Origin of the sequence: Rhodoferax sp. (assembly GCF_023700745.1) — a bacterium.
In the GTDB taxonomy this organism is placed as follows: domain Bacteria; phylum Pseudomonadota; class Gammaproteobacteria; order Burkholderiales; family Burkholderiaceae_C; genus Rhodoferax.
Genome location: NZ_JAMPYG010000008.1, coordinates 119,357 through 141,482 on the forward strand (window position 1 = coordinate 119,357; position 22,126 = coordinate 141,482).

The window sequence follows — 22,126 nt, forward strand, 5'->3', positions numbered from 1 at the left end:
TTGTTTCTACCCAAGGGCAAAAGCTCGCTACTTCTACGGTGGTCAATCCAATTCCTTATATTGCATCATGGTTATTTTGCATGATAAGATAGTAATAGATAACTTACTTATTGGAGATTTTGCAGTGAATGAACGTCCTCAATACATGCCCGCTGAAGAGAGGCGAGCAGCCACAGTGCAAGCCGTGGTCGACCTAGCAGCCGAGCAGAACCCGGCCGAGATCACAACCACGGACATCGCTGATCGGATGGGCTTGACGCAGGGCGCGCTATTTCGCCATTTCCCGACCAAGGGTGCAATCCTGGAAGCAACGATGTCCTGGGTCAGCGAACGCCTGCTGACCAGCGTGGACAAAGCGGCCGCTGGCGCTTCGTCCCCCACAGCAGCGCTCGAAGCCATGTTCATGGCCCATGTCGACTTCGTGGCAAAGCACCCGGGCGTGCCACGCATGCTGTTCGGAGAGTTGCAGCGCCCTGACGAAACGCTGGCCAAGCGCCTGGTGCAGACCTTGATCCGCCAGTACGAACAGCGGTTGCGCCGCCTAATGGAAGCGGGGAAGGCGCAGGACGAGCTGGACGCGGAGCTGAACGTTGATGCCGCTGCCGTGTTATTCATCGGAACCATCCAGGGATTGGTCATGCAGTCATTGCTGGCCGGTAAGGTCCGTCAAATTCGCCGCGACGCGCCAGCCGTTTTTGCCATCTATCGCCGTGGCATTGGAGCAGCGGAATGAAAACCCTCTGCCTCCGTGTTGTCGGCGGGTCAACGTCGAACCAGAGCACCACAAGACCCCAATCGATTCAACACATGGGATGCATGCAATGAGCAAAATCACTTCCTCTCGCGCCGCGAAGCTGGCCATCGTAATCGTGGCTGTCATTGCTCTGGGTCTCGGCGCCGCCTTCTTGTGGGCGCAGCGTTCCAACGGTCAGACTGGCCCGCTGCGTCTATACGGCAACGTCGACATCCGCGAGGTGCAACTGGCTTTCCGCCAGCCTGGGCGCGTGGCTGAAATGGCGTTCGACGAGGGCGATGCGGTCCGTGTCGGTACTCGCATGGCGACGCTGGACGCTCAGCCCTATCGCGACGCGCTGGCGTTCGCTGAAGCCTCGGTGCTGGTAGCACAGGCGGAACTCGCCAAACTGCGCCGCGGCTTGCGCCCACAGGAAATCATCCAGGCGAGGGAGGCATTGAAGCAAGCGCAGGCCGTCGCCATCGACACCGAGCGCAACTATCAACGCCAAAACAGTCTGCTCGCTTCGGGGGCCAGCAGTCAGCGCACGGTCGATGCCACCCGTACGGCGCGCGACCAGGCAGCCGCTGGCGTCGAGGCAGCGAAGGCCGCCCTGTCGCAGGCATCCGAAGGCTTTCGCAAGGAAGACATCGCCGCGGCAGAGGCGCGTCTGGCCGCAGCGCAAGCGGCACGGGCGCAAGCCACCACCGCTCTTGCGGACACCGAACTCCTGGCACCCAGCAATGGCACCGTGATCGCGCGCGCGCGTGAATCCGGCAGCATGGTTGCGAGCCAAAGCATGGTCTACAGCCTGAGCCTGGACAAGCCGGTTTACGTGCGCACCTACGTGGGCGAACCGGACTTGGGGCGCATCGCACCCGGCACTGTGGTGCGCGTCAAAAGCGATTCCTCGGAGAAGGTCTATCTCGGCCATATCGGCTTCATCTCGCCGCGCGCCGAATTCACCCCCAAGACGGTGGAAACGACAGATTTGCGCACCGACCTGGTATACCGCCTGCGCATCGTCATTAATGAAGCCGACAGCGACGCCGCCCTGCGCCAGGGCATGCCGGTGACGATCGAGGTCGATGCGAAAGCCAGTACCGGCATCCCGGCGGGGGGACGTTGAAATGCAGTCAAGCCCTGCCATCGTCGCCGCGCCTAACGGTGCGGAGGAAGACGCCGCCGTCGTCATCGAGGGCGTGGACAAGCATTTCGGACGCGTGCAGGCCTTGCGGGGCCTGAGCGCACGCATCCACTATGGGCGACTGACGGGTCTGGTCGGTCCGGACGGCGCGGGCAAGACCACTTTGATGCGCATCCTGACCGGCTTGTTGGTACCCAACGCTGGCCGCGTCACCCTGGCCGGCTTTGATGTGGTCAAAGACAACGACGCCATTCACGTCGCCAGCGGCTATATGCCGCAGCGCTTCGGTCTGTATGAAGATCTGTCGGTGATGGAGAACATGCGCCTGTATGCGCAGTTGCGCGGCATGGATGCGAATCGCAATGCCGATCTGTTCGCCGAACTGCTCGACTTCACGCGGCTTGGGCCCTTCACCAAGCGTCTTGCCGGCAAGCTCTCGGGCGGCATGAAGCAGAAGCTGGGGCTTGCCTGTGCGCTCATGGCGCGGCCCAAGGTGCTGCTGCTGGACGAGCCCGGGGTGGGCGTCGACCCGGTCAGCCGCCAGGATTTGTGGCGCATGGTGCAGGCGCTCACCGATGAGGGCATGGCCGTGGTCTGGTCCACCGCCTATCTCGACGAGGCCGAGCGCTGCGAGAGCGTCCTGCTGCTGAATCAGGGGCAGCTCCTGTTCGATGGTCCGCCGCAAGTACTGACCGCGCAGCTCGAAGGCCGCAGCTTCCGTCTGGAAGACGTCGGTGCCGAGCGCCGAGCGGTCCTGACCCAAGCACTCGACCTGCCCAGCGTGAGTGATGGCGTGATCCAGGGCGCCGGCGTGCGCGTGGTGTTACGCGAAGGCGCAGACACGAAGCAGGTCCAAGCCCTGTCCAATCAGGCCCAGGTGCGGCTGGCGCAGGTGCCTGCGCGCTTCGAAGACGCCTTCATCGATCTGCTCGGTGGCGGCCCCGGCGGCACTTCGTCGCTGGCCGAGCGCCTGCCGCCGGTTGAGCTGGGTTCCGACATTGCCGTGTCGTGCCGGAATCTCACCAAGCGCTTCGGCGAGTTCACCGCCACCGACAACGTCAGCTTCGAGGTACAAAAGGGCGAAATCTTCGGCCTGCTCGGCCCCAACGGCGCCGGCAAGTCCACCACCTTCAAGATGCTGTGCGGTCTGTTGAAACCCACTGCTGGCGAAGCGCATGTGGTAGGACACAATCTGCGCAGTGCCACCGGCGCGGCCAAGAGCCGGCTCGGCTACATGGCGCAGAAGTTTTCGCTTTATGGATTGCTGTCGGTGCAGCAGAACCTGGAGTTCTCGGCCGGGGTGTACCAGCTGGACGGGAACACGGGGCGTGAGCGCATTGCCGAGATGATCGAAACCTTCGATCTGGGCGATTGGCTGTCCGCCACACCCGACTCCCTGCCGCTGGGACACAAGCAGCGCCTGGCATTGGCCTGCTCGCTCATGCACAGGCCTCCGGTGCTGTTTCTGGATGAACCCACTTCAGGGGTGGATCCCATCACCCGGCGCGAATTCTGGACCCACATCAACGGCCTGGCCCGCAAGGGCGTGACCATTATGGTCACCACCCATTTCATGGACGAGGCCGAATACTGCGACCGCGTGGCCATGCTCTCGCGTGCGCAACTGATTGCACTGGACACGCCTGACGCGCTCAAACGCTCAGCGGCCAGTCCCAAACGACCCGACCCGACCATGGAGGACGCCTTCATTCACCTGGTGGAGTCGGCAGACCGCGAGATGGAGGCCGCCATATGAACGGCACCTCAAAGCACAAAGACGGGAATGGACCACTGCAGACCGACCTGCGCCATTTTGATCTGCGGCGCTTGATGGCCCTGGTGTCCAAGGAAAGCTACCAGGCGCTGCGCGACCCCTCGACGCTGCTGATCGCGTTCGTGCTCCCGGTGGTGTTGCTGCTGCTGTTCGCCTATGCGGTGTCGCTGGATGCGAAGGATGTCCGTGTCGGCGTGGTGCTGGAGTCGCCCGGTGCTGCGGCGCAAGAGCTCGCGGCGGCCTTTGCCGGCACCCGGTTCCTGGATGCCCACTTCGCCCATGACCGGCGCGAAGTGGCCGATCAGCTGGTCTCAGGCCACCTGCGCGGCTACGTGGTGATTCCGCAGGATTTCGAGCAGCGTCTGACCCGGGGCGGCAGCGAGCCGCTGGTGCAGATCGTCACCGACGGCTCCTACCCCAATACTGCCAATTACGTCGAAAACTACGCCCGCGGCGTGGTTCAGTCCTGGCGCGCCGGGCTGGATGTCGCGGCGCCTGCGCAGGCCGTCATGCTGGAACCGCGCTACTGGTTCAACCCCGAGCTGGAAAGCCGCCGCGCACTGATCCCCGGCGCCATCGCCATCGTCATGACCATCATCGGCACCATGCTGACTGCACTGGTGGTGGCGCGCGAATGGGAACGCGGCACCATGGAGGCAGTGCTGTCCACACCTGCCTCGGTGGCCGAAATCCTGATCGGCAAGCTGCTGCCGTACTTCGTCCTAGGCATGCTGTCCACGCTGGGTGCGGCGGCGCTGGCGGTGCTCGTGTTCGGCGTCCCGATGCGTGGCTCCTTGCTGTCCCTGTTGCTCTTGTCGGCGGTGTTCATGGTGCCGGCACTGGGCCAGGGCCTGCTGATTTCTTCCTTGGCACGCAACCAGTTCCTGGCCGCGCAGATCGCGCTGTTCACGGGTTTTCTACCGGCTTTCATGCTGTCGGGCTTTCTGTATGAGATCGACGCGATGCCCGCGCCAATCCGGGCCATCACCCGGGTTGTTCCGGCGCGCTATTTCGTCGATTCGCTCAAGACCGTGTTCTTGGCCGGCGACATCTGGGCCGTGTTCCTGCCCAACCTGGCGGCCATGGCGGCGATCGGGGTGCTGTTCTTCGTGATCGCCAAGCGCGCCACGCGCAAGAACCTGGAGTGACGCGATGTTGACTTCCGCATTCTCGTTCACCCGCCTGCGCGCCCAGTTCATCAAGGAAGTGCTCAGCGTCCTGCGCGATCCGCGCAGCCGCATGGTGGTGTTCGTGCCGCCGATCCTGCAGTTGCTGGTGTTCGCCTTTGCCGCGACGCTGGAAGTGCGCAACGTCGATATCGCCGTCTACGATCAGGATGCGGGGCGGTGGTCGCACGAGCTGGTACAGCGCCTGGACAGCGCCCGCTTCATCACCCACGTCCGGCATGTCGACAGCCAGCAGCAGCTGCACGAGCTGATCGACCGTGGCGAGGTGATCGCCGCGCTCGCGATTCCCGTGGATTTCTCGCGCTCCATCGCCGCCGGCGAAAGTGGCCGCGCACAGGTACTGGTCGATGGCCGGCGCAGCAACTCCGGGCAGATCACCGTCGCCTACCTCTCCACCATTGCGGCCGATGTTGGTGCCGAGGTCGTGCCCGACGCCCAAGCACCGACGCCTGTGGTGGTGCGCCACTGGTTCAACCCGAATCTGGTCTACCGCTGGTTCATCGTGCCCGGCCTGACGGGCATCCTGGCGCTGTTCAGCGCGCTGCTCATCACCTCGCTGTCGATCGCGCGCGAACGTGAACTCGGCACCTTCGACCAGTTGCTGGTGTCGCCCACCTCTACGCCCGAAATCATCATCTCCAAGTCACTGCCGGCACTTGCCATTGGCACCTTGCTGGGCCTGTTCATGATCAGCGCGGGCGTATTCCTGTTCGGCATCCCGTTTACGGGCTCGTTTGCACTCCTGCTCGCCAGTCTGGTGCTGTTCATCCTGTCGGTGGTCGGCATCGGTCTGATGATTTCCGCGGTCAGCATGACGCAGCAGCAGGCCATCCTGGGCGCGTTCGCCATCGGCGTGCCGGCGGTGCTGATGTCAGGCTTTGCGACGCCTGTGGAAAACATGCCCGTCGTTCTGCAATGGCTGGCTCAGGCCATTCCGCTGACCCACTTCCTCATCATCGTCGAAGGCAGCTTTCTCAAGGCCATGCCGCCCGGTGACATTCTCGCCAGCCTGTGGCCGCTGGCGGTCATCGCCCTCGCCACGCTGACGATGGCCACCGTATTCATCCGAGGACGCCTGCAATGAAATCCAAGACCCGCACTCCCTTTCTTCGCTCAACCATCACCGGCCTGCCCCCTGGGCGCGTGCGTCCGCTCGCATTGGCCCTGTCCTGCGTGCTGCTGACTGCCTGCGCAACCGTGGGCCCCGGCTACCGCGAGCCGCCACCGGTCGACGTCGGCAGCGGCTGGACCTTGCCGTTGGCAAGCGAATCCCAGTCCGCAGACTTGAGCCAATGGTGGTCTGTACTGGACGATCCAGTCCTCGATCGCCTGATGGCCACGGCGCTGGCACAGAACCTGGATCTGCGCCAGGCTGCGGCACGCATCGATGAGGCACGCGCCCTGCGCGATCGTGTGGCCGGCGACCGGCTTCCAACCGTCGGCGCTGGAGCCAGCGTCAACCGGCGCCGTCAAAGCGAGAACGGCCCCTTGCCCGTAGGCGCCATCCCCGGTCTTGACGCCACGCAGACCATCTACGACGCGGGCTTCGACGCGGCCTGGGAGGCCGACTTGTTCGGGGCCAAGCGGCGCGCCCTGGAAGGCGCCAGCGCCCGCCTGCAGGCGACCGAAGCCGAAGCACAGGGCGTACGCATGCGTATCGTGGCCGAGGTCGCGCGCACCTGGTTCACCGCCGTCGGCGCCCGCTACGAGTTGCACGCACAACAGGCCACGCTGGATACGCTGCAGCAGACCTTTGAATTGGTGCGCCTGCGGCATGCGCTGGGCGACGCGTCGGCCGCCGATGTGGAGGCGGCGTACGCCCAATGGACAGCAGTCAACGCGCTCATCCCGGATATCCAGGCGCGCCAGCGCGCCGCGGTGCTCAGCCTAGGCGTGCTGCTGGGCGCACCGCCGGAGCGGGAGCTGGCACTGCTTGATGGCCCCCTGACGCCGAGCACGCTGCGAGCGCTACCGGTGGGCGAGCGCGCAGATATGCTGCGCCGACGCCCTGACGTGCTGGTTGCGGAACGTCGCTTGGCAGCGAGTTCTGCCGACATCGGCGTGGCCACGGCCGAGCTATTCCCCAAACTCTCCATCGGTGTCGGCGGCGGGTTCCAAGCGCTCAGTACGGGCGATTGGTTCGATGCATCCAGCTCGCGTTTTTCCATCCTGCCGCTGATTTCCTGGCGCCTGTTCGACGGTGGCCGTGTGCGAGCCGAAATTCAGGCACGCGAGGCGGCCGAGCGGCAGGCCGCGCTGGCCTATGAGCAGGCCGTGCTGACGGCGCTGAGCGACGCGGAGCGCGCGCTGGGCGACTACCACGGCGGGCTGGACACACTGAGGCGCCGCGGTATGGCACTGGATGCCGCGCGCACAAGCTACGGCCACGCCAAGGCGCGCTACGCGGCGGGCGACACTGCGCTGGTCGAACTGCTGGCCGCCCAGCGCAGCCTGCACGAGACCGATACCGCAGCCGTGCGCGCACACACCAGTGCAGCCATGCAATTGGTGGCGCTGTACAAGGCGCTCGGTGGCGGCTGGGAGGCGCCCGCAGCGCCCGCACGCAACACGAATTCGGCTCCGACCCCGGGTCGGGGTCCGACCGTACCCGCCTCGTCGCATTTTCAAGCTCCTGATTCAACACAAGGAGACCATCATGCAAGTCAACGTTGGAAATATTGATCGCATGGTGCGCATCGGCGTCGGGCTGATCCTGCTCAGCCTGCCGTTGTGGCTGGATTCATCGTGGCGATGGCTGGGGCTCATTGGAATCATGCCCCTCATCACCGGCCTGGCTGGTCGCTGTCCAGGCTACCGCTTGCTCGGCCTGAGCACCTGCCCGCTGCAAAAGAAGAAGAAGAAGAAGCCGGAGTGAACATCCCATGAAAATGAACTTTCTGGGTGCGGCACGCGAAGTTACCGGGTCGTGCTTCCTGGTGGATTGCAGCATGGTTCAGGGTGGGCGGACGGCAGTGGCGCGCAACGACGAACCGTTCCCGTTCGATCCTGCATCCATCGATTTCGTGCTCCTGACCCATGCCCACATCGACCACAGCGGGCTATTGCCCAAACTCACGCGCGCAGGATTCAAGGGGTCCATCTACGCCACGCCGGCAACGGTTGATCTGCTCGGGGTGATGCTGCCCGATAGCGCTCACATCCAGGAAAGCGATGCGAAGCGGGATGCCAAACGCTTCAAAGAGAAGGCCGTGCCGCCACTCGACGAGCTGTTCGAGGTGCTGACCTTGATCCAGACCGGAAAGATGCAGCGGATTCCGGTGGTGCTGGTCGGTCGTGCATTCTGGCGTCGGGTAGTTGATTTCGATCTTCTGCTCGACGAAGGCTATGTCTCTCCACCCGATCTCGACTTGTTCACCTGCGTAGACGAAGCCGAGGAAATCGTCAGTGCCCTCGATCGCTTTTACGTCAACAAGGCAGCAGGCGATGGGGCAACATGATTGGCATCGACGGGTATCGCTGGAGCCTGCACGGCACCAAAGTGCAGCAGCCGATGCAGTGCGCCACCTTGTTGATTGCGGGTGCATTGTTCGGCCCGATTGCTGCTTTCGGTTCCGACTTCTCGCTCTCTGCAAATTCGCCTTCCTGCTCGCCAGAGCAATCCCTGCGCTGGCGGGGAGGCACCCTGCGCCTGGAGAACGATCTGTTCACGGGTACCGATCGTAATTACACCAACGGTGTGGCGCTCACGATAGTTTCACGCGATCTGCAAGGCACGCTCCGCCCGGAGTGTCTGCCCCAACCAATTGGTTTGTACGCGCGCTTCATAGGCTCGGCCGATCCCGGCTTCTGGCGCGAATCCAGCGCCCAGTCGGCATCGCAAAACGTCGTTGTTCGCTTTGGTCAGTCTATGTACACCCCCGAGGACAAGGCGCGCACCGATCTGATTCCAGACGATCGGCCGTATGCTGGTTTACTCTACCTGGGGATGGCGTGGAATCGCCGTGTCCATCCACAGGCCGCGAGTTACGAAATACTTGACGTACGCGAGCTGACACTGGGCGTGATTGGCCCCTGGTCGCTTGCGGAGCAATCTCAAGATCTGGTGCATCGGGTACGCGGAATCGAGCGCTTTCGTGGCTGGGACAACCAGTTGCGCAACGAACCCGCATTTCAGATGGCCATGGAGCGCAAGTTCAAGTCATACACGAAGGGAGCCGTCCGTCATGGATGGGGCAGCGACGTGATCGGCAGCTATGCCCTGCGGGTTGGAAACATCGAAACCGCCGCCAGTACCGGCGTGGAGTTGCGCACAGGCTGGAATATCCCGAACGACTTCGGAAGCTATCCGATCCGTCCTGGCGCGGAAAACCGCCCGCCTTCGGGCGTTGCTGATCTGCGTACAACACAGCCGCAATCGCCCCGAGCACCAAAACCTGGGGCCCATGGATTCCTGAACCTGGAGACTAAAGCCGTTGCCTGGGATTTCTCTCTCGATGGCAATCTATTCCGGCATAGCCATCACGTCAGCCGGCGGCCTTGGGTCGCTCAGGCAGCCCTCGGCATCAGCAGCCAATTGATCGTTGCCGGGCGTGGCGTGCGGCTTGCCGTGATGCGCGTTTGGAGGACCCGCGAGTTCGACCAACAGGCAGGCCACCACGCATTCGGATCAATCGCCCTGAGCCTGGAATTTTGAAGACACCCGCAACCATTCGTTAGCCCCCAAAGCATTCGTCAACAACTCAATGGAAAATCTCGTGAATCACACCTTGAAATCCAGATCGTTCTTCACCGTCTCCCTGTCCGTGATCTTGGCAACCTTTGCCACGGGACCTGGTGCGCAGTCCGTAGAGGCGGGAAAGCCAATGACCCTTCGCACCGTAATGGAAAGACTTGGCCGTGACATGCAAGTCGTCACTGGCGCGATTTCCAAAGAGGAATGGGCACTGGTCGCCGAGTTGGCGCCAAAAATCGCCAAACATGCCGAGCCGCCCATGTCGGAAAAGATGCGTATCCTTGCCTGGCTTGGAGTAAACGCTGGGAAGTTTCGGAGTTTTGATGGACAAGTGCATGATGCCGCGACCGCAATGGGTGAGGCCGCAAAGCGGGGGGACGGCCAAGCAGTCATCGCGGCGTTCTCCAAGACCCAGCAAAGCTGCCTAGCCTGCCACCAGAGTTTCCGTCACTCGTTCGTTGAACAGTTTTATGGGGAGCGCTAGGAAGCATTGGTCACGATGGCCGCACCTGCGCGGCCGGTACTCGACTGCCCCAGCAGATCGAAACCAGCAGCACTGTTGATCCAGGTTGGCTCATCTGAGCTTGTGAGCGGCGCTTTAAACCTATCAAGTACGCCAATGTTCGTACGGCGTTACCTCATGCGCAGTGGATCGTGAGTGCGCAGACGTGGAAAATGGCGTGATAAATCGACACTGCATCTTGACGAAAAATCAGAATCTATTCGATCGATATGCTACGGCTATACGCTTACACACCTTCGCGCAGCCCGGTATCAATCTCCTGCTTGCGTACCTATTCATGCAGCGTCTGGGGAACGCAGCCAATTTTGAGTGCAATGGATTCAATGGTGGCCCACAGGGAGGCATATTCGTCACGGTGATCATGGGCCATGCGTACAGCGCGTTCGCGCACTTCCGGGGAAAAACGATTTGATTTTTTGCTCATGACTTCATCTTCTCAAAGTTTGGAGCCTCCTCAATTCTGAACTGACCCCGAGAAGTTGGACAAACTTCTCGGGGTTTCATGAAAAATTACCCAATAGAGTCCAAGCTTGTAGTCGTCGAGAGCTTGGGGGTGCGGACAATAACTTGGACTACTTGGAGGTAGTTCATGTATTCATACGCAGAAAAAATTCGGGCTGTAAAGCTTTACATCAAACTGGGAAGACGCCACCTGGCCCAAAAACGGGTGGCCTTCATTGCGAGTGTCAGGGCCGCATCAAATCCTCGATGGCGTCCACCACCATCATGGTTCCTATCGCCACCAGCAGGATGTCATTGGCGACGCGCACATACTTGTACCCGGCAGGCGGCAGCCCAATTTGGGCAATCACACCCCTGGGGACCGGATAGTAGGTGAGCGATGCGGGAAGCGGCTGCCCGACGGACCATTTTCTTGCCTGACCGGGCGGCAGACAGCCATTGCGTTTCTTGGCCAGGCCTGGCGGGCAGCGCCCTTTGGCCTGCAAGTTGCCGTAATAACGCAGCGCGGCCTGGCGTTGCGGTTCCTGGAAGTAGGCGCCGATCTGGATCTCTGGCATTGCCTGCGCAGCGGATTTCGATCTGTTCTGGCCCGCCTGGCCAACCCCTTCAGGCTTGACGGCCATGGCCGTCACGGAAGCACCCAACAGCGTTGCGATCAGAAATGATTTCAGTTGTGTTGATTTCATGGTTCGATTGCCCTCAAGTTGTGACTAACTTATGAATCCGCCGAACGGTTCATATTAACAAAATGACGCCGGTCTGCGTATCCCATGACAGGCATTGTCCTAAACTTGCCGGCATTCGCACCTTCAAAAAACCCTTTATGCAATACCGCAACCTTGGCAAAAGCAATTTGAAAGTCTCCACCCTGTGTCTGGGCACCATGATGTTTGCCGACCAGACCGCGCAGGAAGAAGCAGCCGCCATCGTGGCGGACGCCCGCGCCCATGGCGTGAACTACATCGACACCGCCGACAACTACAGCAAGGGCGGCTCGGAAACCATGGTGGGCGCGCTGCTCAAGGGCCAGCGTCATGACTGGGTGCTGGCCACCAAGATGGGCAACGCCATGTCCGGCCGGGTCAACGAAGGGCACTACTCGCGCAGCTGGATGCTGCGCGAAGTGACCGCTTCACTGGCGCGTCTGCAAACGGATTACGTGGACATTTTGTACCTGCACCGTGACTTTGCCGGCATGAACCTCGAAGAGCCCTTACGCGCCCTTGACGCCATGTTGCGCGCGGGCCAGATTCGCGCCTGGGGGGTGTCCAACTTCCGGGGTTGGCGCATTGCCGAACTGGTGCACCTGGCCGCGCAACTTGGCATGCCGGGCCCGGTGGTGTGCCAGCCCTATTACAACCTGCTCAACCGCATGCCCGAAGTCGAAGTGCTGCCCGCCTGCGCCCATTACGGCATTGGCGTCACACCCTATAGCCCGGTGGCGCGCGGCGTGCTCACCGGAAAATACCTGCCGGGGCAGCCACCAGCCCCCGGCAGCCGCGCCGGTCGCGGCGATCCGCGCATCGCACAGACAGAATTTCGTGAGGAATCGCTGTTGATCGCACAACAGCTGAAAGTACACGCTGAAAACAAAGGCATCAACCTGGCGCAGTTCGCTTGCAGCTGGGTACTGGCCAACCCGGTGGTCAGTTCGGTCATTGCCGGGCCGCGCACGCTCAAGCAGTGGCAGGACTATCTGCCCGCACTCGACTATGCCCTGACCCAGGACGACGAAACGCTGGTCGACAGCCTGGTCAAACCCGGCCACCCCTCCACCCCAGGCTATACCGACCCGGTTTATCCGCCGCTGGGTCGGGCACGGCTCGCACCTTGAAAACCGATCCGGCCCACTACACTCACGGGGCTGTTCATCCCCCCACACTTTGCGCATGGATATTTTTGTTTTTTTCACTCTGCTGGCCATTGGCGTGCATCTTCTCAAGAAGCGCGAGCAAGCGCAGCGCATCGCATTGCTGGGCAGTTATCTGTCTCAGTTCCAGATTGAAAAGCTGATGCAGGATGTACTGAGCGGCTACCAGCGCGCCCTGGGCGAAACCAGTCCGGAACGCCAGGCGCAGGTATGGCGCCATCTGGAGCCGGCAGAACAAACACTGTGTCAGCAATTCAACCGCTTTGTCCTCGAATTTGCCAAAGTCGCCGAGCCACTAGCCCGGCTCAGCCGCCTGCCGCTGGCCCTGCCGTTTGTCTCGCAGTATGTTCCTGCCAGCACACTGGACCTGCGCAAGTTGCTCAGCGTGCACGCCCATGGCATCAGCCAGGCCAGCCAAGGCAAGCCGGACCAAACCCCAAAAAGCAAGGCCTTCACGCTGTCGGCCGAGCTCCTGCTGATGCAGCACAGCTGCCACTGGTTTTGCCGCTCCAGAGCGATCGCCTCGGCACGCTTGCTGGCCAGGCACCAAACCGCTTACACCCAGGTGCTGGATGCTGTGGCGCCGTCAACCCGGCAGGCCTATCTCCAGTTGACTGGAAATTGACCGGCTGACACCGCAACGCACGCGGCTTGCTCTGATACACAATTGCGCCCCATGGAAACCAAATGGCTTGAAGACTTTGTCAGCTTGGCTGAAACGCGCAGTTTCAGCCGTTCGGCGCAGTTGCGTCATGTGACGCAGCCGGCGTTCTCCAGGCGAATTCAGTCGCTGGAGGCCTGGGCCGGCTCCGACCTGGTGGACCGCAGCAGCTACCCCACACGTCTGACGCCCGCAGGCGAAACACTGCACGACCAGGCGCTCGAAGTGCTGCATGCCCTGCAGACCACGCGCGCCATGTTGCGTGGCCACGCCACGGCCGCGCAGGACGTGATCGAGTTTGCCGTGCCGCACACGCTGGCGTTCACGTTTTTTCCGGCCTGGGTATCGGCCTTGCGCGAGACTTTCGGCCCCATCAAAAGCCGCCTGATCGCGCTCAATGTGCACGATGCGGTCATGCGTCTGGTGGAGGGCAGTTGTGACCTGCTGATCGCGTACCACCACGCGTCCCAACCCAACCAGCTGGACGCAGACCGTTATGAAATGGTGAGTCTGGGCGAAGAAGTAGTAGCCCCCTATGCCAAACCTGACGCCCACGGGAACCCCTTGTTTGAATTGCCGGGCAAGGCGGGCCGTCCCCTGCCCTACCTCGGCTACGCGCAAGGCGCCTACCTGGGCCAGATGGTGGAACTGATCCTGAAACAAAGCAGCGCCCCCATCCACTTTGACCGGGTCTACGAGACCGACATGGCCGAAGGTCTGAAAGCCATGGCGCTGGAAGGCCACGGCGTGGCATTTTTGCCTATGAGCGCGGTACGCAAGGACCTGCGCGCGCACAAGCTGGTGAGTGCCGCACCGCCCGAACTCAAAGACCTGAGCCTCACGATGGAAGTGCGCGCCTACCGCGAACGCCCCACCCACCGGGAAAACCTCAAGCCTGGCCTCTCTGCCAACCGCCATGACGTTGACGACGCCCACAAGCACAACGCGCAAGCGCTGTGGGACTATCTGCTAGCCCACCACGGTGCGCTTTAATTGACCCATGACACCCAGCACCATGATCAACACCCTGACCCTGACCCGCCCCGATGACTGGCACCTGCACGTGCGTGACGGCGCCGCGCTGAACACCGTGGTGCCACACAGCGCGGCCCAGTTTGGCCGCGCCATCATCATGCCCAATTTGCGCCCGCCCGTGACCACCACCGCGCAAGCGCTGGCCTACAAGGCGCGCATCCAGGCGGCGGTGCCAGTCGATATGGCGTTCGAGCCGCTGATGACGCTGTACCTCACCGACATCCTGCCGCCTGATGAAATCGTCCGGGCCGGCGAGGCCGGCGTGGTAGCCGTGAAGCTTTACCCGGCAGGCGCCACCACCAACAGCGACGCCGGCGTGACCGGGCTGCGCAAGACCTACCCCACGCTCGAAGCCATGCAGCGCGCCGGCATGCCGCTGCTGGTGCATGGCGAAGTGACCACGCCCGAGATTGATCTGTTCGACCGCGAAGCGGTGTTCATCGACACCCAGTTGATCCCGCTGCGCCGGGATTTCCCCGAGCTCAAGATTGTGTTCGAGCACATCACCACGCGGGAGGCTGCGCAGTATGTCGCCGAGGCCGACCGCTTCACCGCTGCCACCCTCACCGCGCACCACCTGCTGTACAACCGCAACGCCATTTTTACCGGCGGCATCCGCCCGCACTACTACTGCCTGCCCGTGCTCAAACGCGAAAGCCATCGCCAGGCCTTGCTGGCGGCGGCCAGCAGCGGCAACCCCAAATTTTTCCTCGGCACCGACAGCGCGCCGCATGCGGTCCATCTCAAGGAGCACGCCAGCGGCTGCGCCGGCTGCTACACCGCGTACACGGCCATGGAACTGTATGCGCAGGCCTTTGATGCGGCAGGCGCGCTCGACAAGCTGGAAGCTTTTGCCAGCTTCAACGGCGCCGATTTTTATGGCCTGCCGCGCAACACCGGCACGCTCACGCTGAAGCGCGAAGCCTGGACCGTGCCCGAGCGTTTTGCCTTTGGCGAAGCCGAACTCAAACCCTTGGGAGCAGGCGAGACGCTGTCATGGCGGGTCACGTGACACGCATCGCACTGGTCACCGGTGGCGCCACGCGGATTGGTCGCGCCATCTGCCTGCAGCTTGCCGCCCAGGGCTACGGGCTGGTGATTCATTACCGCAAAAGCCGGGAAGAGGCCATCGAGACGCGTACCGACTGCCTGAGCGCAGGCGCTGCTTTTGCCGAAACCGTCTGTGGCGACTTGTCAGACGCCCGGTTTCGCGTCGGCCTGATCCGACAGGTGACCACCCTGGTTGGGCGCATTGACCTGCTGGTCAACAACGCCTCGCTGTTTGAATACGATGACGCCAGCAGCTTCAGCGCCGAACAACTGGCCGCGCATCTCCAGAGCAATTACCTGGCACCTGTTGAACTGACCATGGCCCTGCACCGGCAAATGCTCGACTCTGCATCGCAAGGGCATGTCGTCACCCTGCTCGACCAGAAGATTTTTAACCTGAACACCGATTACATGAGCTACACCCTGGCCAAGCTGGCCAGCCATGCGGCCATCCGTTATCTGGCACAGTGTTGTGCACCCGCGCTGCGGGTGAACGCCATCGCGCCGGGTGTGACGCTGGTCAGCGGCGACATGAGCGCCACCGATTTTGACAAGGCGCACACCATTGCGGCACTGGGGCGTTCGAATACGCCCGAGGACATCGCCGCCAGCGTACTGTTTCTGGATGCGTCTTGCGCGATTACCGGGCAAACCCTGGCGGTCGACGGTGGCCAGCACCTGGTTCCGCGTGGCCGCGATGTCGCCTTTGGAGTCTGACCATGGAAAAATGGATACGCCTGCTGGGTTTGCGATTGCATGTCTCGATTGGCATACACGACTTCGAAAAAAAGAAGCCACAACCCTACAAAATGGACATCGGCTTGCTACTCAACGATGGCTACCGGACCTGTCATGACTCGATCGCCGAAACCGTGAACTATGACGAACTCAGGTCGCGGGTTTCTGCCCACCTGAGCTCCCGGCATTTCAACTTGCAGGAAACCGTGATCCAGGATGTGATTGATATCTGCTTCGAGATCGACCTGAGGGTCCGTGCCGTTGATGTGAGCACGGCCAAAACGGCGGTCTACCCTGACTGCGATGCCGTTGGCTTGCACTACCGGATGTCACGCGCTGACTGGCAGACGTAAGGCCGCACGGCCAGCGCAAGCGACCGCTGCGGCGATGATGCTGGCGGAAGCGGTGAGATTCGAACTCACGAACCCTTGCGGGTTGCCGGTTTTCAAGACCGGTGCAATCGACCACTCTGCCACGCTTCCAGGGGCTGGATTCTAACCCGGCAAATCAGGCCACATTGCACTCGCGCCGCAACAGCGCCAGGGCATCGAGCAATTTGTTGTCGCGATCGCTGGTCAGTGTGCCTTGTGCCTCGTGCACAAACTCCTGCCAGAGCCCGATGAAGTCGTCCTGATGCTGCTCCGGCGCATGGGATTGCAGGTACCCGGTGGCCAGTGCCGGCTGCCAGCCGTGTTTGCGGATTTTGCGCACCAGGGTGGCGGCGGTTTTGTCGGTCAGCAGGGTTTTCGGCGCGCTGCCGGCTGCCACACACAGGCACAGTGTGAGCACGGTGCCGTCGTCGCTATGGCCCTGGGTGAGTTTGTCCCAAGCAGCAGAGCGGCTGCGGTCATGGTGGCTGACTTCGCTCAAGCCGTCTTCGAGCCAGAAATAGCGCCCCATGAAGGCCGGTGTGTGGTCAAACAGCTTGCGCGCCGGCAGGCGCGCATCGAGCAAACGTGGCCAGTCGGCCAGCACCGACTGGCGCACGGCCTCGACCACTTCGCGGTAAGCCCCGGGCAGGTTCCTGGGCAGGGTCAACTGCGCCGGTGCGGCTTGCTGTTTGCGCAAACCGGCGATCATTTTCTCGAACGTGACCCAGTCGGGTAACTCCTTGCGCCGCGTCATGTTGAGCAACAGGGCGGTGCGGATCACGGCCTCGGCATCGGGTTCGGCGTCCTGCAGGTCGTCTGCCGACAGGCCCAGCTGGTCGGCGAACCAGAGCGCCGCCTCGACCACCTGCACGGCGTGCTGGCGGGCCAGAAACTCGGTCTGGTAGTCGGCATAACTGGCCAGCGACCAGCGCGCCAGTTGCGGGATGTGGCGATCCCCAAAACCACCGCGCTCGTTCATGCCGAAGTGGGTGTTTTGCGGCATCACGATCAGCGCCTTGAGCAGGTCCGAGCCGGCTTTGGAGCGCGACAGCAAGGAGTGGTCACGCAGCAGCCCGGCTGCCACCTGCAGGTCGCCCGTGCTGGCGTCCTGCAGGTGCAGGCTGACCAGGTTGACCAGCCGGTCGCGCGCTTTTTCAAGCTCGGGGCGCAAATACTCGCTGCCAAAATAGCGCGCAATCTGCACCATGCCTTTGGGTGCTTCCTCGGCCATGGCGGCCAGCCTGGCCGGGTCAATCAGGCCATGCTGCACTCCGTAGATCAGGGCCTTTTCAAAAAAGGGGCGCGCGTCAAACAGCGACACGCCTTGGCTGGATTCAGGCTGGGACAATGTCATCTCAAATGGCGGATTCTTCGTCGGGGTCGATCGCCGCAGGGGTGGCCTTGCCGCGGTCGGTGTCGCTGGTTTCAAACTTGCCGTCGTCCTCGGCCAGATCTTCTTCGTCCAAACCCAGCTCAAAAGCGCGTGCCTTGGCGCGCAAGACCAGCAACATTTCGATGAACAGGTCAGGATTTTCGTAGCGCAGCAGCCAGGCCAGTTGCATCCAGTCGGAGTCGGCCACCTCGTCCTGGTCCAGCCGCGCGTTCGCATAGGCGTTGGCGCGCAACTCGTCTTCCGACAGCATCTCGCCATCGTCCTCGACCGTGTCAAAGGTGCCGGTGCGGGCAAAGGCCTCGATGCGGCTCCACTTTTCTTCAAAATAGTCGGCCAGCGCTTCGCTGCCGCCTTCGAGGTCGCCAATGGCATTGATGAAGGCCAGCGGGTCGGCGCCGTCCCGGAAAATGATCGAATTCATCATGCCGCGCAAATGGCTGCGGGTGAGGTCGCGGTACTGCTTTTCAATCACCACGGCGCGGGCAAACTGATCGGGCGTGATCATCAGGTTGATGATGGAGGCGCGCGAGTCGTCGTACTCGCGGATCACCGCCAGCACGTCCTTGGGAGGCAATTGCGCCAGCACCTCCATCAGCGCGCCATCGCCTTCGCGATCGGCCAATTCAACCAGCGCAGACTCTGCGCCCACGATGTCGCCTGCGGCAATCAGGGACTGCGTTTTTTCGATCAAAGCCAAATGCTGCATGTAGGGTTCCTGTGGGGTCGATGATGTGTACGCTCAGGCGCTTGTTAATCCTTGCGGTCAAAGCCGTGCTCTTCCAGCCACTGGGCGCTGGATTCTTCATGGTCATGGTGCTGTTCGCCGTCCTTGTCAAACTCGTCCGCATGGTCCTGCCGGCGCACTGCGCCGTGCTCGCCGGCCTCATGGGCATGGTCTTCATGCGCCGCACCCTCGTGGTGGTGTGGCGATGGCCGGTGGTACAAATACTCCAGCGCCGCCGCCACCACCATGAACCAGTCCCCTTGCGGCTCGGGCAGCAGGCTGTCAGCCAGATCCTGCGCCCAGGGGGTCAGTTGCACGGCGTCATGCAAGCTGCTCCAGTCCGGGAATTCGTCCGACTCCAGGGTCAGCACCTGCTCCATCACGGCCGGCAACTCAAAGTGAAAGCCGCCATGAAACACCACGGCCACCATCTCGGGACTCAGTTCCATCATCTGCTTCAGGAACGTGATCTGGCCGCGCTTTTCCAGCAGGCGCTGGCGTAGCACGTTGCGCCCTTCCGAATCAAACGCGAGATCGTCAATCTCAGCCTGGTACGACGTGCGCAATGCGCGAAAAAAAGCAGACATGCTCATGGCGTTCTCGAATGTTGGGTTGGTTTCAAATGATGCGGCTGATGTAATCCTGCCAGATCATGCGGGCGGTGTCGATCGGGCTGTCGAGCAGGTTGCGCTGGCGATTGTCATCATAAGCCTTGCGCTTGTCCGGGTCCGACAACACCTCGTAGGCCGCCTGGACCAGCCTGAAGCGGGCGGCGGCATCAGCGGCACTGCTGCGGTCCGGGTGGTGGAGGGCCGCCTGCTGGCGAAACGCTTTCTTGATGTCTGCCAGCGTGGCCGACGGGCTCAGGCCCAGGGCGGAGTAATAGTCTTTCATGAGACGACTCGACACATCGGCCTTAATGGCCGGCAAAATCAACCAGGGTGAACAGTGTCAGGCCGCCCGCACGCAATTTGTCGGAGCCTCCCAGCTCCGGCAGGTCGACGATGACGGCGCCTTCCGTGACTTCAGCGCCCAATTTTTCCAGCAGTTTCTTGCCGGCCATCATGGTGCCGCCGGTGGCAATCAGGTCATCGATCAACAGCACGCGCTGGCCCGGCCTGACGGCATCGGTGTGCAACTCCACCGTGGCACTGCCGTATTCCAGCTCGTAGGTTTCGGCCACCGTGGTAAAGGGCAGCTTGCCTTTTTTGCGGATCGGCACAAAACCCACGCCCAGTTCATAGGCCACCACCGCACCCAGAATGAAGCCGCGCGCATCCAGCCCCGCCACCACATCGGGGCGCCGTTCGGGGTCCATGTAACGGTGCACAAAGGCATCAATCAGCACCCGGAAGACCTTGGCGTCCTGTAGCAGTGGCGTGATGTCGCGAAACTGCACGCCGGGTGCCGGCCAGTCCGGCACGGTGCGAATGTGCTCGCGCAGGTATTGGTTCACGCTCATGTTCAGCATAAAGAGCCCATCAAACAAAGTGCCTTATTGTGCCCCGCGCCGAAGACGCCTGGCGTCAAAAACCGTCCTTGAGCAGCATGCGCTCTGCCTGCTCCAGCATGTCGGACTTGCCCGAAAGCAACAAGGTGTCGCCCGCCATCAGCACCACATCGTCGTTCAACTTGATGACCTGTCCCGTTTTGCGGCGCAAGCTGACCAATTGCACCCCCATGCTCACCCATTCCACGTCGCCCACCGTGTGGCCCAATAATTTGCCCGCCAGCGGCAGCAACACCGAAGTCAAACGCTCCTGCTCCAACTCATCGACAGAGCCATCGTCGGCGCCACGAAAGAATCCGCGCAGCAGCTTGTAACGCGCCTCGCGCTGCTCCTGCACCAGGCGAATCACCCGGCGCATCGGCACCCCCACCAGCGCCAGCGCGTGACCTGCCAGCATCAACGACCCCTCAATGGCTTCCGGCACCACCTCGGTAGCGCCCGATTTTTGCAAGGCTTCCAGGTCGTGGTCATCCTGGGTGCGCACCACCACCGGCACCTGGGGCGCATGGTCCTTGATGTGGGCCAGCACTTTCATGGCACTGTGGGTCTCCAGATAGGTGATGACCACGGCACTGGCGCGTGCCAGGCCAGCGGCCATCAGCGCCTGCAAGCGCGCGGCGTCGCCAAACACCACCGAATCGCCGGCAGCAGCAGCCTGGCGCACCCGGTCGGGGTCAAGGTCAAGCGCGATATAGGGAATCGATTCCTTGTCGAGCATGCGCGCCAGATTTTGACCGCAGCGGCCGTAGCCACAAATAATCACATGCTTGTTGGTCTTGATCGACTTGCGTGCAATGCTGGTCATTTGCACCGACTGCATCAGCCACTCGTTGCTGACGAGCTTCATCACAATCCGGTTGCTGCGCATCACAATGAATGGCGTGGCCAGCATCGACAACACCATCGCCGCCAGAATCGGATTGAGCAGCTCGGGCGGCACCAGCCTGTTGCCTTGCGCCAGCGTCAGCAGCACAAAACCGAATTCGCCCGCCTGCGCCAGGTAAAGCCCGGTGCGCAGGGCGACGCCCATGGAAGCACCGAATACGCGCGCCAAAAAAGTCACCACCACCGCCTTGTACAGCACGGGCACCGTGACCAGCAGCAACACCAACGGCCAGCGATCCAGCACCAGGCGCCAATCCAGCATCATGCCGATGCTGATAAAAAACAGCCCCAGCAGCACATCGTGAAACGGCCGGATGTCGGTTTCCACCTGGTGCTTGAACTGGGTTTCGGAGATCAGCATGCCCGCAATGAACGCCCCCAGCGCCAGACTCAGCCCCGCCAGCTCGGTTAGCCATGACAAGCCCAGCGTCACCAACAATAGGTTCAGCACAAACAGTTCTTCACTCTTGCGCCGCGCCACCTGGGTCAGCCACCAGCGCATGAAGCGCGGGCCACCCACCAACAGCACGGCGATCAGCACCATGGCCTTGAACAGCGCCCAGATCAACGTTTCCATCATCTGCTCGGGCGAGGCACTCAGGGCCGGAATCAGCACCAGCAACGGCACCACCGCCAAGTCCTGGAACAGCAGAACGCCCATCACACGCTTGCCATGCTCAGTCTCCATTTCCAGCCGCTCGCTCATGAGTTTGACCACAATCGCGGTGCTGCTCATGGCCATGGCGCCGGACAAGGCCAGCGCCGTGCGCCAGTTCATGCCCCAATACGCTGGCGCCAGCTCGGCAAACGCCATGCTCGCCGCCGTGGTCACCAACATGGTCAGCGCCACCTGGAACAAGCCCAGGCCAAACACGTGGTTACGCATGCTGCGCAGCTTGGGCAGGTTGAACTCCAGCCCGATCACAAACATCAAAAACACCACGCCGAATTCGCCCAGATGGCGCACCCCATCGGCGTTTTTGGCCAGTGCCAGCGCATTCGGGCCAATCACCACCCCAACCGCCAGATAACCCAGCATAGGCGGCAACTTGAGCGAGCGACAAACCACCACACCGATGACGGCAGCCAGCAAATACATCAGGGTTAATTCAAGTGGGTTCACCCCCTGATGCTACCAAGGGCGCGACCAGGTTGAGAGGTCTGCCCGATAGAATGAGGCCATGACCATCCCGACCCCCAACGCGCCCGCATTCGATGCCGACCGGGCCATGGCGCTCGCGCTCGAAACGCTCGACATTGAAGCCGCCGCCCTGCTTGGCCTCAAGCAGCACATCGGCCCCGACTTTGCGCAAGTGGTGCGCCTGATGCTGGCGGTGCAAGGCCGCGTGGTGGTGATGGGCATGGGCAAA

22 protein-coding genes, 1 tRNA gene and 4 pseudogenes are annotated in these 22,126 nt (G+C 62.1%); 18 read left to right on the forward strand and 9 right to left on the reverse strand.

Annotated elements, in window-relative coordinates:
* The first annotated feature begins 124 nt into the window (after nt 1–124).
* The 11 genes and pseudogenes from NDJ10_RS08570 (at nt 125) to NDJ10_RS08620 (ending at nt 10,018) form a co-directional block, all read left to right on the forward strand.
* On the forward strand, nt 125–733 hold the full coding sequence (locus NDJ10_RS08570) for a TetR/AcrR family transcriptional regulator (RefSeq protein ID WP_296161211.1): 609 nt from the start codon (nt 125–127) through the stop codon (nt 731–733).
* Nucleotides 734–821: 88 nt separating this feature from the next.
* Nucleotides 822–1,862, forward strand: coding sequence for a secretion protein HlyD (hlyD, locus tag NDJ10_RS08575; protein ID WP_296161143.1), 1,041 nt, complete (start codon nt 822–824; stop codon nt 1,860–1,862).
* A gap of 1 nt (nt 1,863) precedes the next feature.
* Entirely contained in the window at nt 1,864–3,636 is a 1,773-nt protein-coding gene (locus NDJ10_RS08580; RefSeq protein ID WP_296161145.1) for an ATP-binding cassette domain-containing protein, read from the forward strand.
* Nucleotides 3,633–4,802 carry an ABC transporter permease gene (locus NDJ10_RS08585; RefSeq protein ID WP_296161148.1) on the forward strand — a complete coding sequence of 390 codons (1,170 nt, stop codon included), beginning with the start codon at nt 3,633–3,635 and terminating at the stop codon, nt 4,800–4,802. The genes NDJ10_RS08580 and NDJ10_RS08585 overlap by 4 nt, the downstream gene beginning before the upstream one ends.
* A gap of 4 nt (nt 4,803–4,806) precedes the next feature.
* Nucleotides 4,807–5,925 (forward strand): ABC transporter permease, encoded by a 1,119-nt coding sequence (locus NDJ10_RS08590; RefSeq protein ID WP_296161150.1) that lies wholly within the window; start codon nt 4,807–4,809, stop codon nt 5,923–5,925.
* On the forward strand, nt 5,922–7,523 hold the full coding sequence (locus NDJ10_RS08595) for an efflux transporter outer membrane subunit (protein ID WP_363318696.1): 1,602 nt from the start codon (nt 5,922–5,924) through the stop codon (nt 7,521–7,523). The genes NDJ10_RS08590 and NDJ10_RS08595 overlap by 4 nt, the downstream gene beginning before the upstream one ends.
* The gene (locus tag NDJ10_RS08600; RefSeq protein WP_296161155.1) at nt 7,498–7,716 is read left to right on the forward strand and encodes a DUF2892 domain-containing protein; all 219 of its coding nucleotides are present in this window, start codon (nt 7,498–7,500) and stop codon (nt 7,714–7,716) included. The genes NDJ10_RS08595 and NDJ10_RS08600 overlap by 26 nt, the downstream gene beginning before the upstream one ends.
* 7 nt (nt 7,717–7,723) lie before the next feature.
* Nucleotides 7,724–8,062: pseudogene (locus tag NDJ10_RS08605) on the forward strand (MBL fold metallo-hydrolase); the annotation flags it as partial.
* Nucleotides 8,060–8,299: pseudogene (locus NDJ10_RS08610) on the forward strand (LOG family protein); the annotation flags it as partial. The pseudogenes NDJ10_RS08605 and NDJ10_RS08610, both read left to right, overlap by 3 nt.
* Nucleotides 8,296–9,495: a lipid A deacylase LpxR family protein gene (locus tag NDJ10_RS08615; protein WP_296161158.1), complete on the forward strand. Its 1,200-nt coding sequence runs from the start codon at nt 8,296–8,298 to the stop codon at nt 9,493–9,495. The pseudogene NDJ10_RS08610 and the gene NDJ10_RS08615, both read left to right, overlap by 4 nt.
* Nucleotides 9,496–9,544: 49 nt before the next feature.
* Nucleotides 9,545–10,018 carry a cytochrome c gene (locus NDJ10_RS08620; RefSeq protein WP_363318697.1) on the forward strand — a complete coding sequence of 158 codons (474 nt, stop codon included), beginning with the start codon at nt 9,545–9,547 and terminating at the stop codon, nt 10,016–10,018.
* Nucleotides 10,019–10,331: 313 nt separating this feature from the next.
* Here NDJ10_RS08620 and NDJ10_RS08625 read toward each other — a convergent pair.
* Together NDJ10_RS08625 and NDJ10_RS08630 are read right to left on the reverse strand one after the other, a co-directional pair.
* Nucleotides 10,332–10,481: pseudogene (locus NDJ10_RS08625) on the reverse strand (IS3 family transposase); the annotation flags it as partial.
* Nucleotides 10,482–10,743: 262 nt separating this feature from the next.
* Nucleotides 10,744–11,205, reverse strand: coding sequence for a hypothetical protein (locus tag NDJ10_RS08630; protein ID WP_296161164.1), 462 nt, complete (start codon nt 11,203–11,205; stop codon nt 10,744–10,746).
* Between the two features lie 137 nt (nt 11,206–11,342).
* Between NDJ10_RS08630 and NDJ10_RS08635 the strand changes: the two genes are divergently transcribed.
* The 6 genes from NDJ10_RS08635 to NDJ10_RS08660 are packed head-to-tail and all read left to right on the forward strand — an operon-like array spanning nt 11,343 to nt 16,226.
* Nucleotides 11,343–12,353, forward strand: a complete 1,011-nt coding sequence (locus NDJ10_RS08635; protein ID WP_296161167.1) for an aldo/keto reductase — start codon at nt 11,343–11,345, stop codon at nt 12,351–12,353.
* A 55-nt stretch (nt 12,354–12,408) separates the two neighbouring features.
* A complete protein-coding gene (locus NDJ10_RS08640) occupies nt 12,409–13,014 on the forward strand; it encodes a hypothetical protein (protein WP_296161171.1) in 606 nt (201 codons plus the stop codon).
* Between the two features lie 51 nt (nt 13,015–13,065).
* Nucleotides 13,066–14,043: a LysR substrate-binding domain-containing protein gene (locus NDJ10_RS08645; protein WP_296161174.1), complete on the forward strand. Its 978-nt coding sequence runs from the start codon at nt 13,066–13,068 to the stop codon at nt 14,041–14,043.
* A 7-nt stretch (nt 14,044–14,050) separates the two neighbouring features.
* Nucleotides 14,051–15,097, forward strand: coding sequence for a dihydroorotase (pyrC, locus tag NDJ10_RS08650; protein ID WP_296161177.1), 1,047 nt, complete (start codon nt 14,051–14,053; stop codon nt 15,095–15,097).
* Nucleotides 15,094–15,852, forward strand: a complete 759-nt coding sequence (locus NDJ10_RS08655) for an SDR family oxidoreductase (RefSeq protein WP_296161178.1) — start codon at nt 15,094–15,096, stop codon at nt 15,850–15,852. The genes pyrC and NDJ10_RS08655 overlap by 4 nt, the downstream gene beginning before the upstream one ends.
* A 2-nt stretch (nt 15,853–15,854) precedes the next feature.
* On the forward strand, nt 15,855–16,226 hold the full coding sequence (locus NDJ10_RS08660; RefSeq protein WP_296161183.1) for a dihydroneopterin aldolase: 372 nt from the start codon (nt 15,855–15,857) through the stop codon (nt 16,224–16,226).
* Between the two features lie 41 nt (nt 16,227–16,267).
* On the opposite strand, the gene NDJ10_RS08665 is transcribed toward NDJ10_RS08660, so the two are convergent.
* The 7 genes from NDJ10_RS08665 to NDJ10_RS08695 form a co-directional block, all read right to left on the reverse strand.
* Nucleotides 16,268–16,355 (reverse strand) — tRNA-Ser (locus NDJ10_RS08665).
* A 25-nt stretch (nt 16,356–16,380) separates the two neighbouring features.
* Nucleotides 16,381–17,598 carry a hypothetical protein gene (locus NDJ10_RS08670; RefSeq protein WP_296161185.1) on the reverse strand — a complete coding sequence of 406 codons (1,218 nt, stop codon included), beginning with the start codon at nt 17,596–17,598 and terminating at the stop codon, nt 16,381–16,383.
* Between the two features lies 1 nt (nt 17,599).
* Entirely contained in the window at nt 17,600–18,343 is a 744-nt protein-coding gene (locus NDJ10_RS08675) for a hypothetical protein (protein ID WP_296161186.1), read from the reverse strand.
* A gap of 44 nt (nt 18,344–18,387) precedes the next feature.
* The gene (locus NDJ10_RS08680) at nt 18,388–18,954 is read right to left on the reverse strand and encodes a hypothetical protein (protein ID WP_296161188.1); all 567 of its coding nucleotides are present in this window, start codon (nt 18,952–18,954) and stop codon (nt 18,388–18,390) included.
* Between the two features lie 25 nt (nt 18,955–18,979).
* Nucleotides 18,980–19,255: a DnaJ domain-containing protein gene (locus tag NDJ10_RS08685; RefSeq protein WP_296161191.1), complete on the reverse strand. Its 276-nt coding sequence runs from the start codon at nt 19,253–19,255 to the stop codon at nt 18,980–18,982.
* 22 nt (nt 19,256–19,277) lie between these two features.
* Nucleotides 19,278–19,832, reverse strand: a complete 555-nt coding sequence (locus tag NDJ10_RS08690) for an adenine phosphoribosyltransferase (RefSeq protein WP_296161193.1) — start codon at nt 19,830–19,832, stop codon at nt 19,278–19,280.
* Nucleotides 19,833–19,887: 55 nt separating this feature from the next.
* Nucleotides 19,888–21,879 (reverse strand): monovalent cation:proton antiporter family protein, encoded by a 1,992-nt coding sequence (locus NDJ10_RS08695; RefSeq protein WP_296161195.1) that lies wholly within the window; start codon nt 21,877–21,879, stop codon nt 19,888–19,890.
* A gap of 58 nt (nt 21,880–21,937) precedes the next feature.
* Here NDJ10_RS08695 and NDJ10_RS08700 point away from each other — a divergent pair.
* Nucleotides 21,938–22,126, forward strand: a pseudogene (locus tag NDJ10_RS08700) (KpsF/GutQ family sugar-phosphate isomerase); the annotation flags it as partial.

Excerpts from the sequence above, each read along its gene's own strand:
- hlyD (WP_296161143.1), top strand. The coding sequence starts at position 822 with ATGAGCAAAATCACTTCCTCTCGCGCCGCGAAGCTGGCCATCGTAATC.
- NDJ10_RS08580 (WP_296161145.1), top strand. The coding sequence starts at position 1,864 with ATGCAGTCAAGCCCTGCCATCGTCGCCGCGCCTAACGGTGCGGAGGAA.
- NDJ10_RS08585 (WP_296161148.1), top strand. The coding sequence starts at position 3,633 with ATGAACGGCACCTCAAAGCACAAAGACGGGAATGGACCACTGCAGACC.
- NDJ10_RS08590 (WP_296161150.1), top strand. The coding sequence starts at position 4,807 with ATGTTGACTTCCGCATTCTCGTTCACCCGCCTGCGCGCCCAGTTCATC.
- NDJ10_RS08595 (WP_363318696.1), top strand. The coding sequence starts at position 5,922 with ATGAAATCCAAGACCCGCACTCCCTTTCTTCGCTCAACCATCACCGGC.
- NDJ10_RS08600 (WP_296161155.1), top strand. The coding sequence starts at position 7,498 with ATGCAAGTCAACGTTGGAAATATTGATCGCATGGTGCGCATCGGCGTC.
- NDJ10_RS08615 (WP_296161158.1), top strand. The coding sequence starts at position 8,296 with ATGATTGGCATCGACGGGTATCGCTGGAGCCTGCACGGCACCAAAGTG.
- NDJ10_RS08620 (WP_363318697.1), top strand. The coding sequence starts at position 9,545 with ATGGAAAATCTCGTGAATCACACCTTGAAATCCAGATCGTTCTTCACC.
- NDJ10_RS08630 (WP_296161164.1), bottom strand. The coding sequence starts at position 11,205 with ATGAAATCAACACAACTGAAATCATTTCTGATCGCAACGCTGTTGGGT.
- NDJ10_RS08635 (WP_296161167.1), top strand. The coding sequence starts at position 11,343 with ATGCAATACCGCAACCTTGGCAAAAGCAATTTGAAAGTCTCCACCCTG.
- NDJ10_RS08640 (WP_296161171.1), top strand. The coding sequence starts at position 12,409 with ATGGATATTTTTGTTTTTTTCACTCTGCTGGCCATTGGCGTGCATCTT.
- NDJ10_RS08645 (WP_296161174.1), top strand. The coding sequence starts at position 13,066 with ATGGAAACCAAATGGCTTGAAGACTTTGTCAGCTTGGCTGAAACGCGC.
- pyrC (WP_296161177.1), top strand. The coding sequence starts at position 14,051 with ATGACACCCAGCACCATGATCAACACCCTGACCCTGACCCGCCCCGAT.
- NDJ10_RS08660 (WP_296161183.1), top strand. The coding sequence starts at position 15,855 with ATGGAAAAATGGATACGCCTGCTGGGTTTGCGATTGCATGTCTCGATT.
- NDJ10_RS08670 (WP_296161185.1), bottom strand. The coding sequence starts at position 17,598 with ATGACATTGTCCCAGCCTGAATCCAGCCAAGGCGTGTCGCTGTTTGAC.
- NDJ10_RS08675 (WP_296161186.1), bottom strand. The coding sequence starts at position 18,343 with ATGCAGCATTTGGCTTTGATCGAAAAAACGCAGTCCCTGATTGCCGCA.
- NDJ10_RS08680 (WP_296161188.1), bottom strand. The coding sequence starts at position 18,954 with ATGAGCATGTCTGCTTTTTTTCGCGCATTGCGCACGTCGTACCAGGCT.
- NDJ10_RS08685 (WP_296161191.1), bottom strand. The coding sequence starts at position 19,255 with ATGAAAGACTATTACTCCGCCCTGGGCCTGAGCCCGTCGGCCACGCTG.
- NDJ10_RS08690 (WP_296161193.1), bottom strand. The coding sequence starts at position 19,832 with ATGCTGAACATGAGCGTGAACCAATACCTGCGCGAGCACATTCGCACC.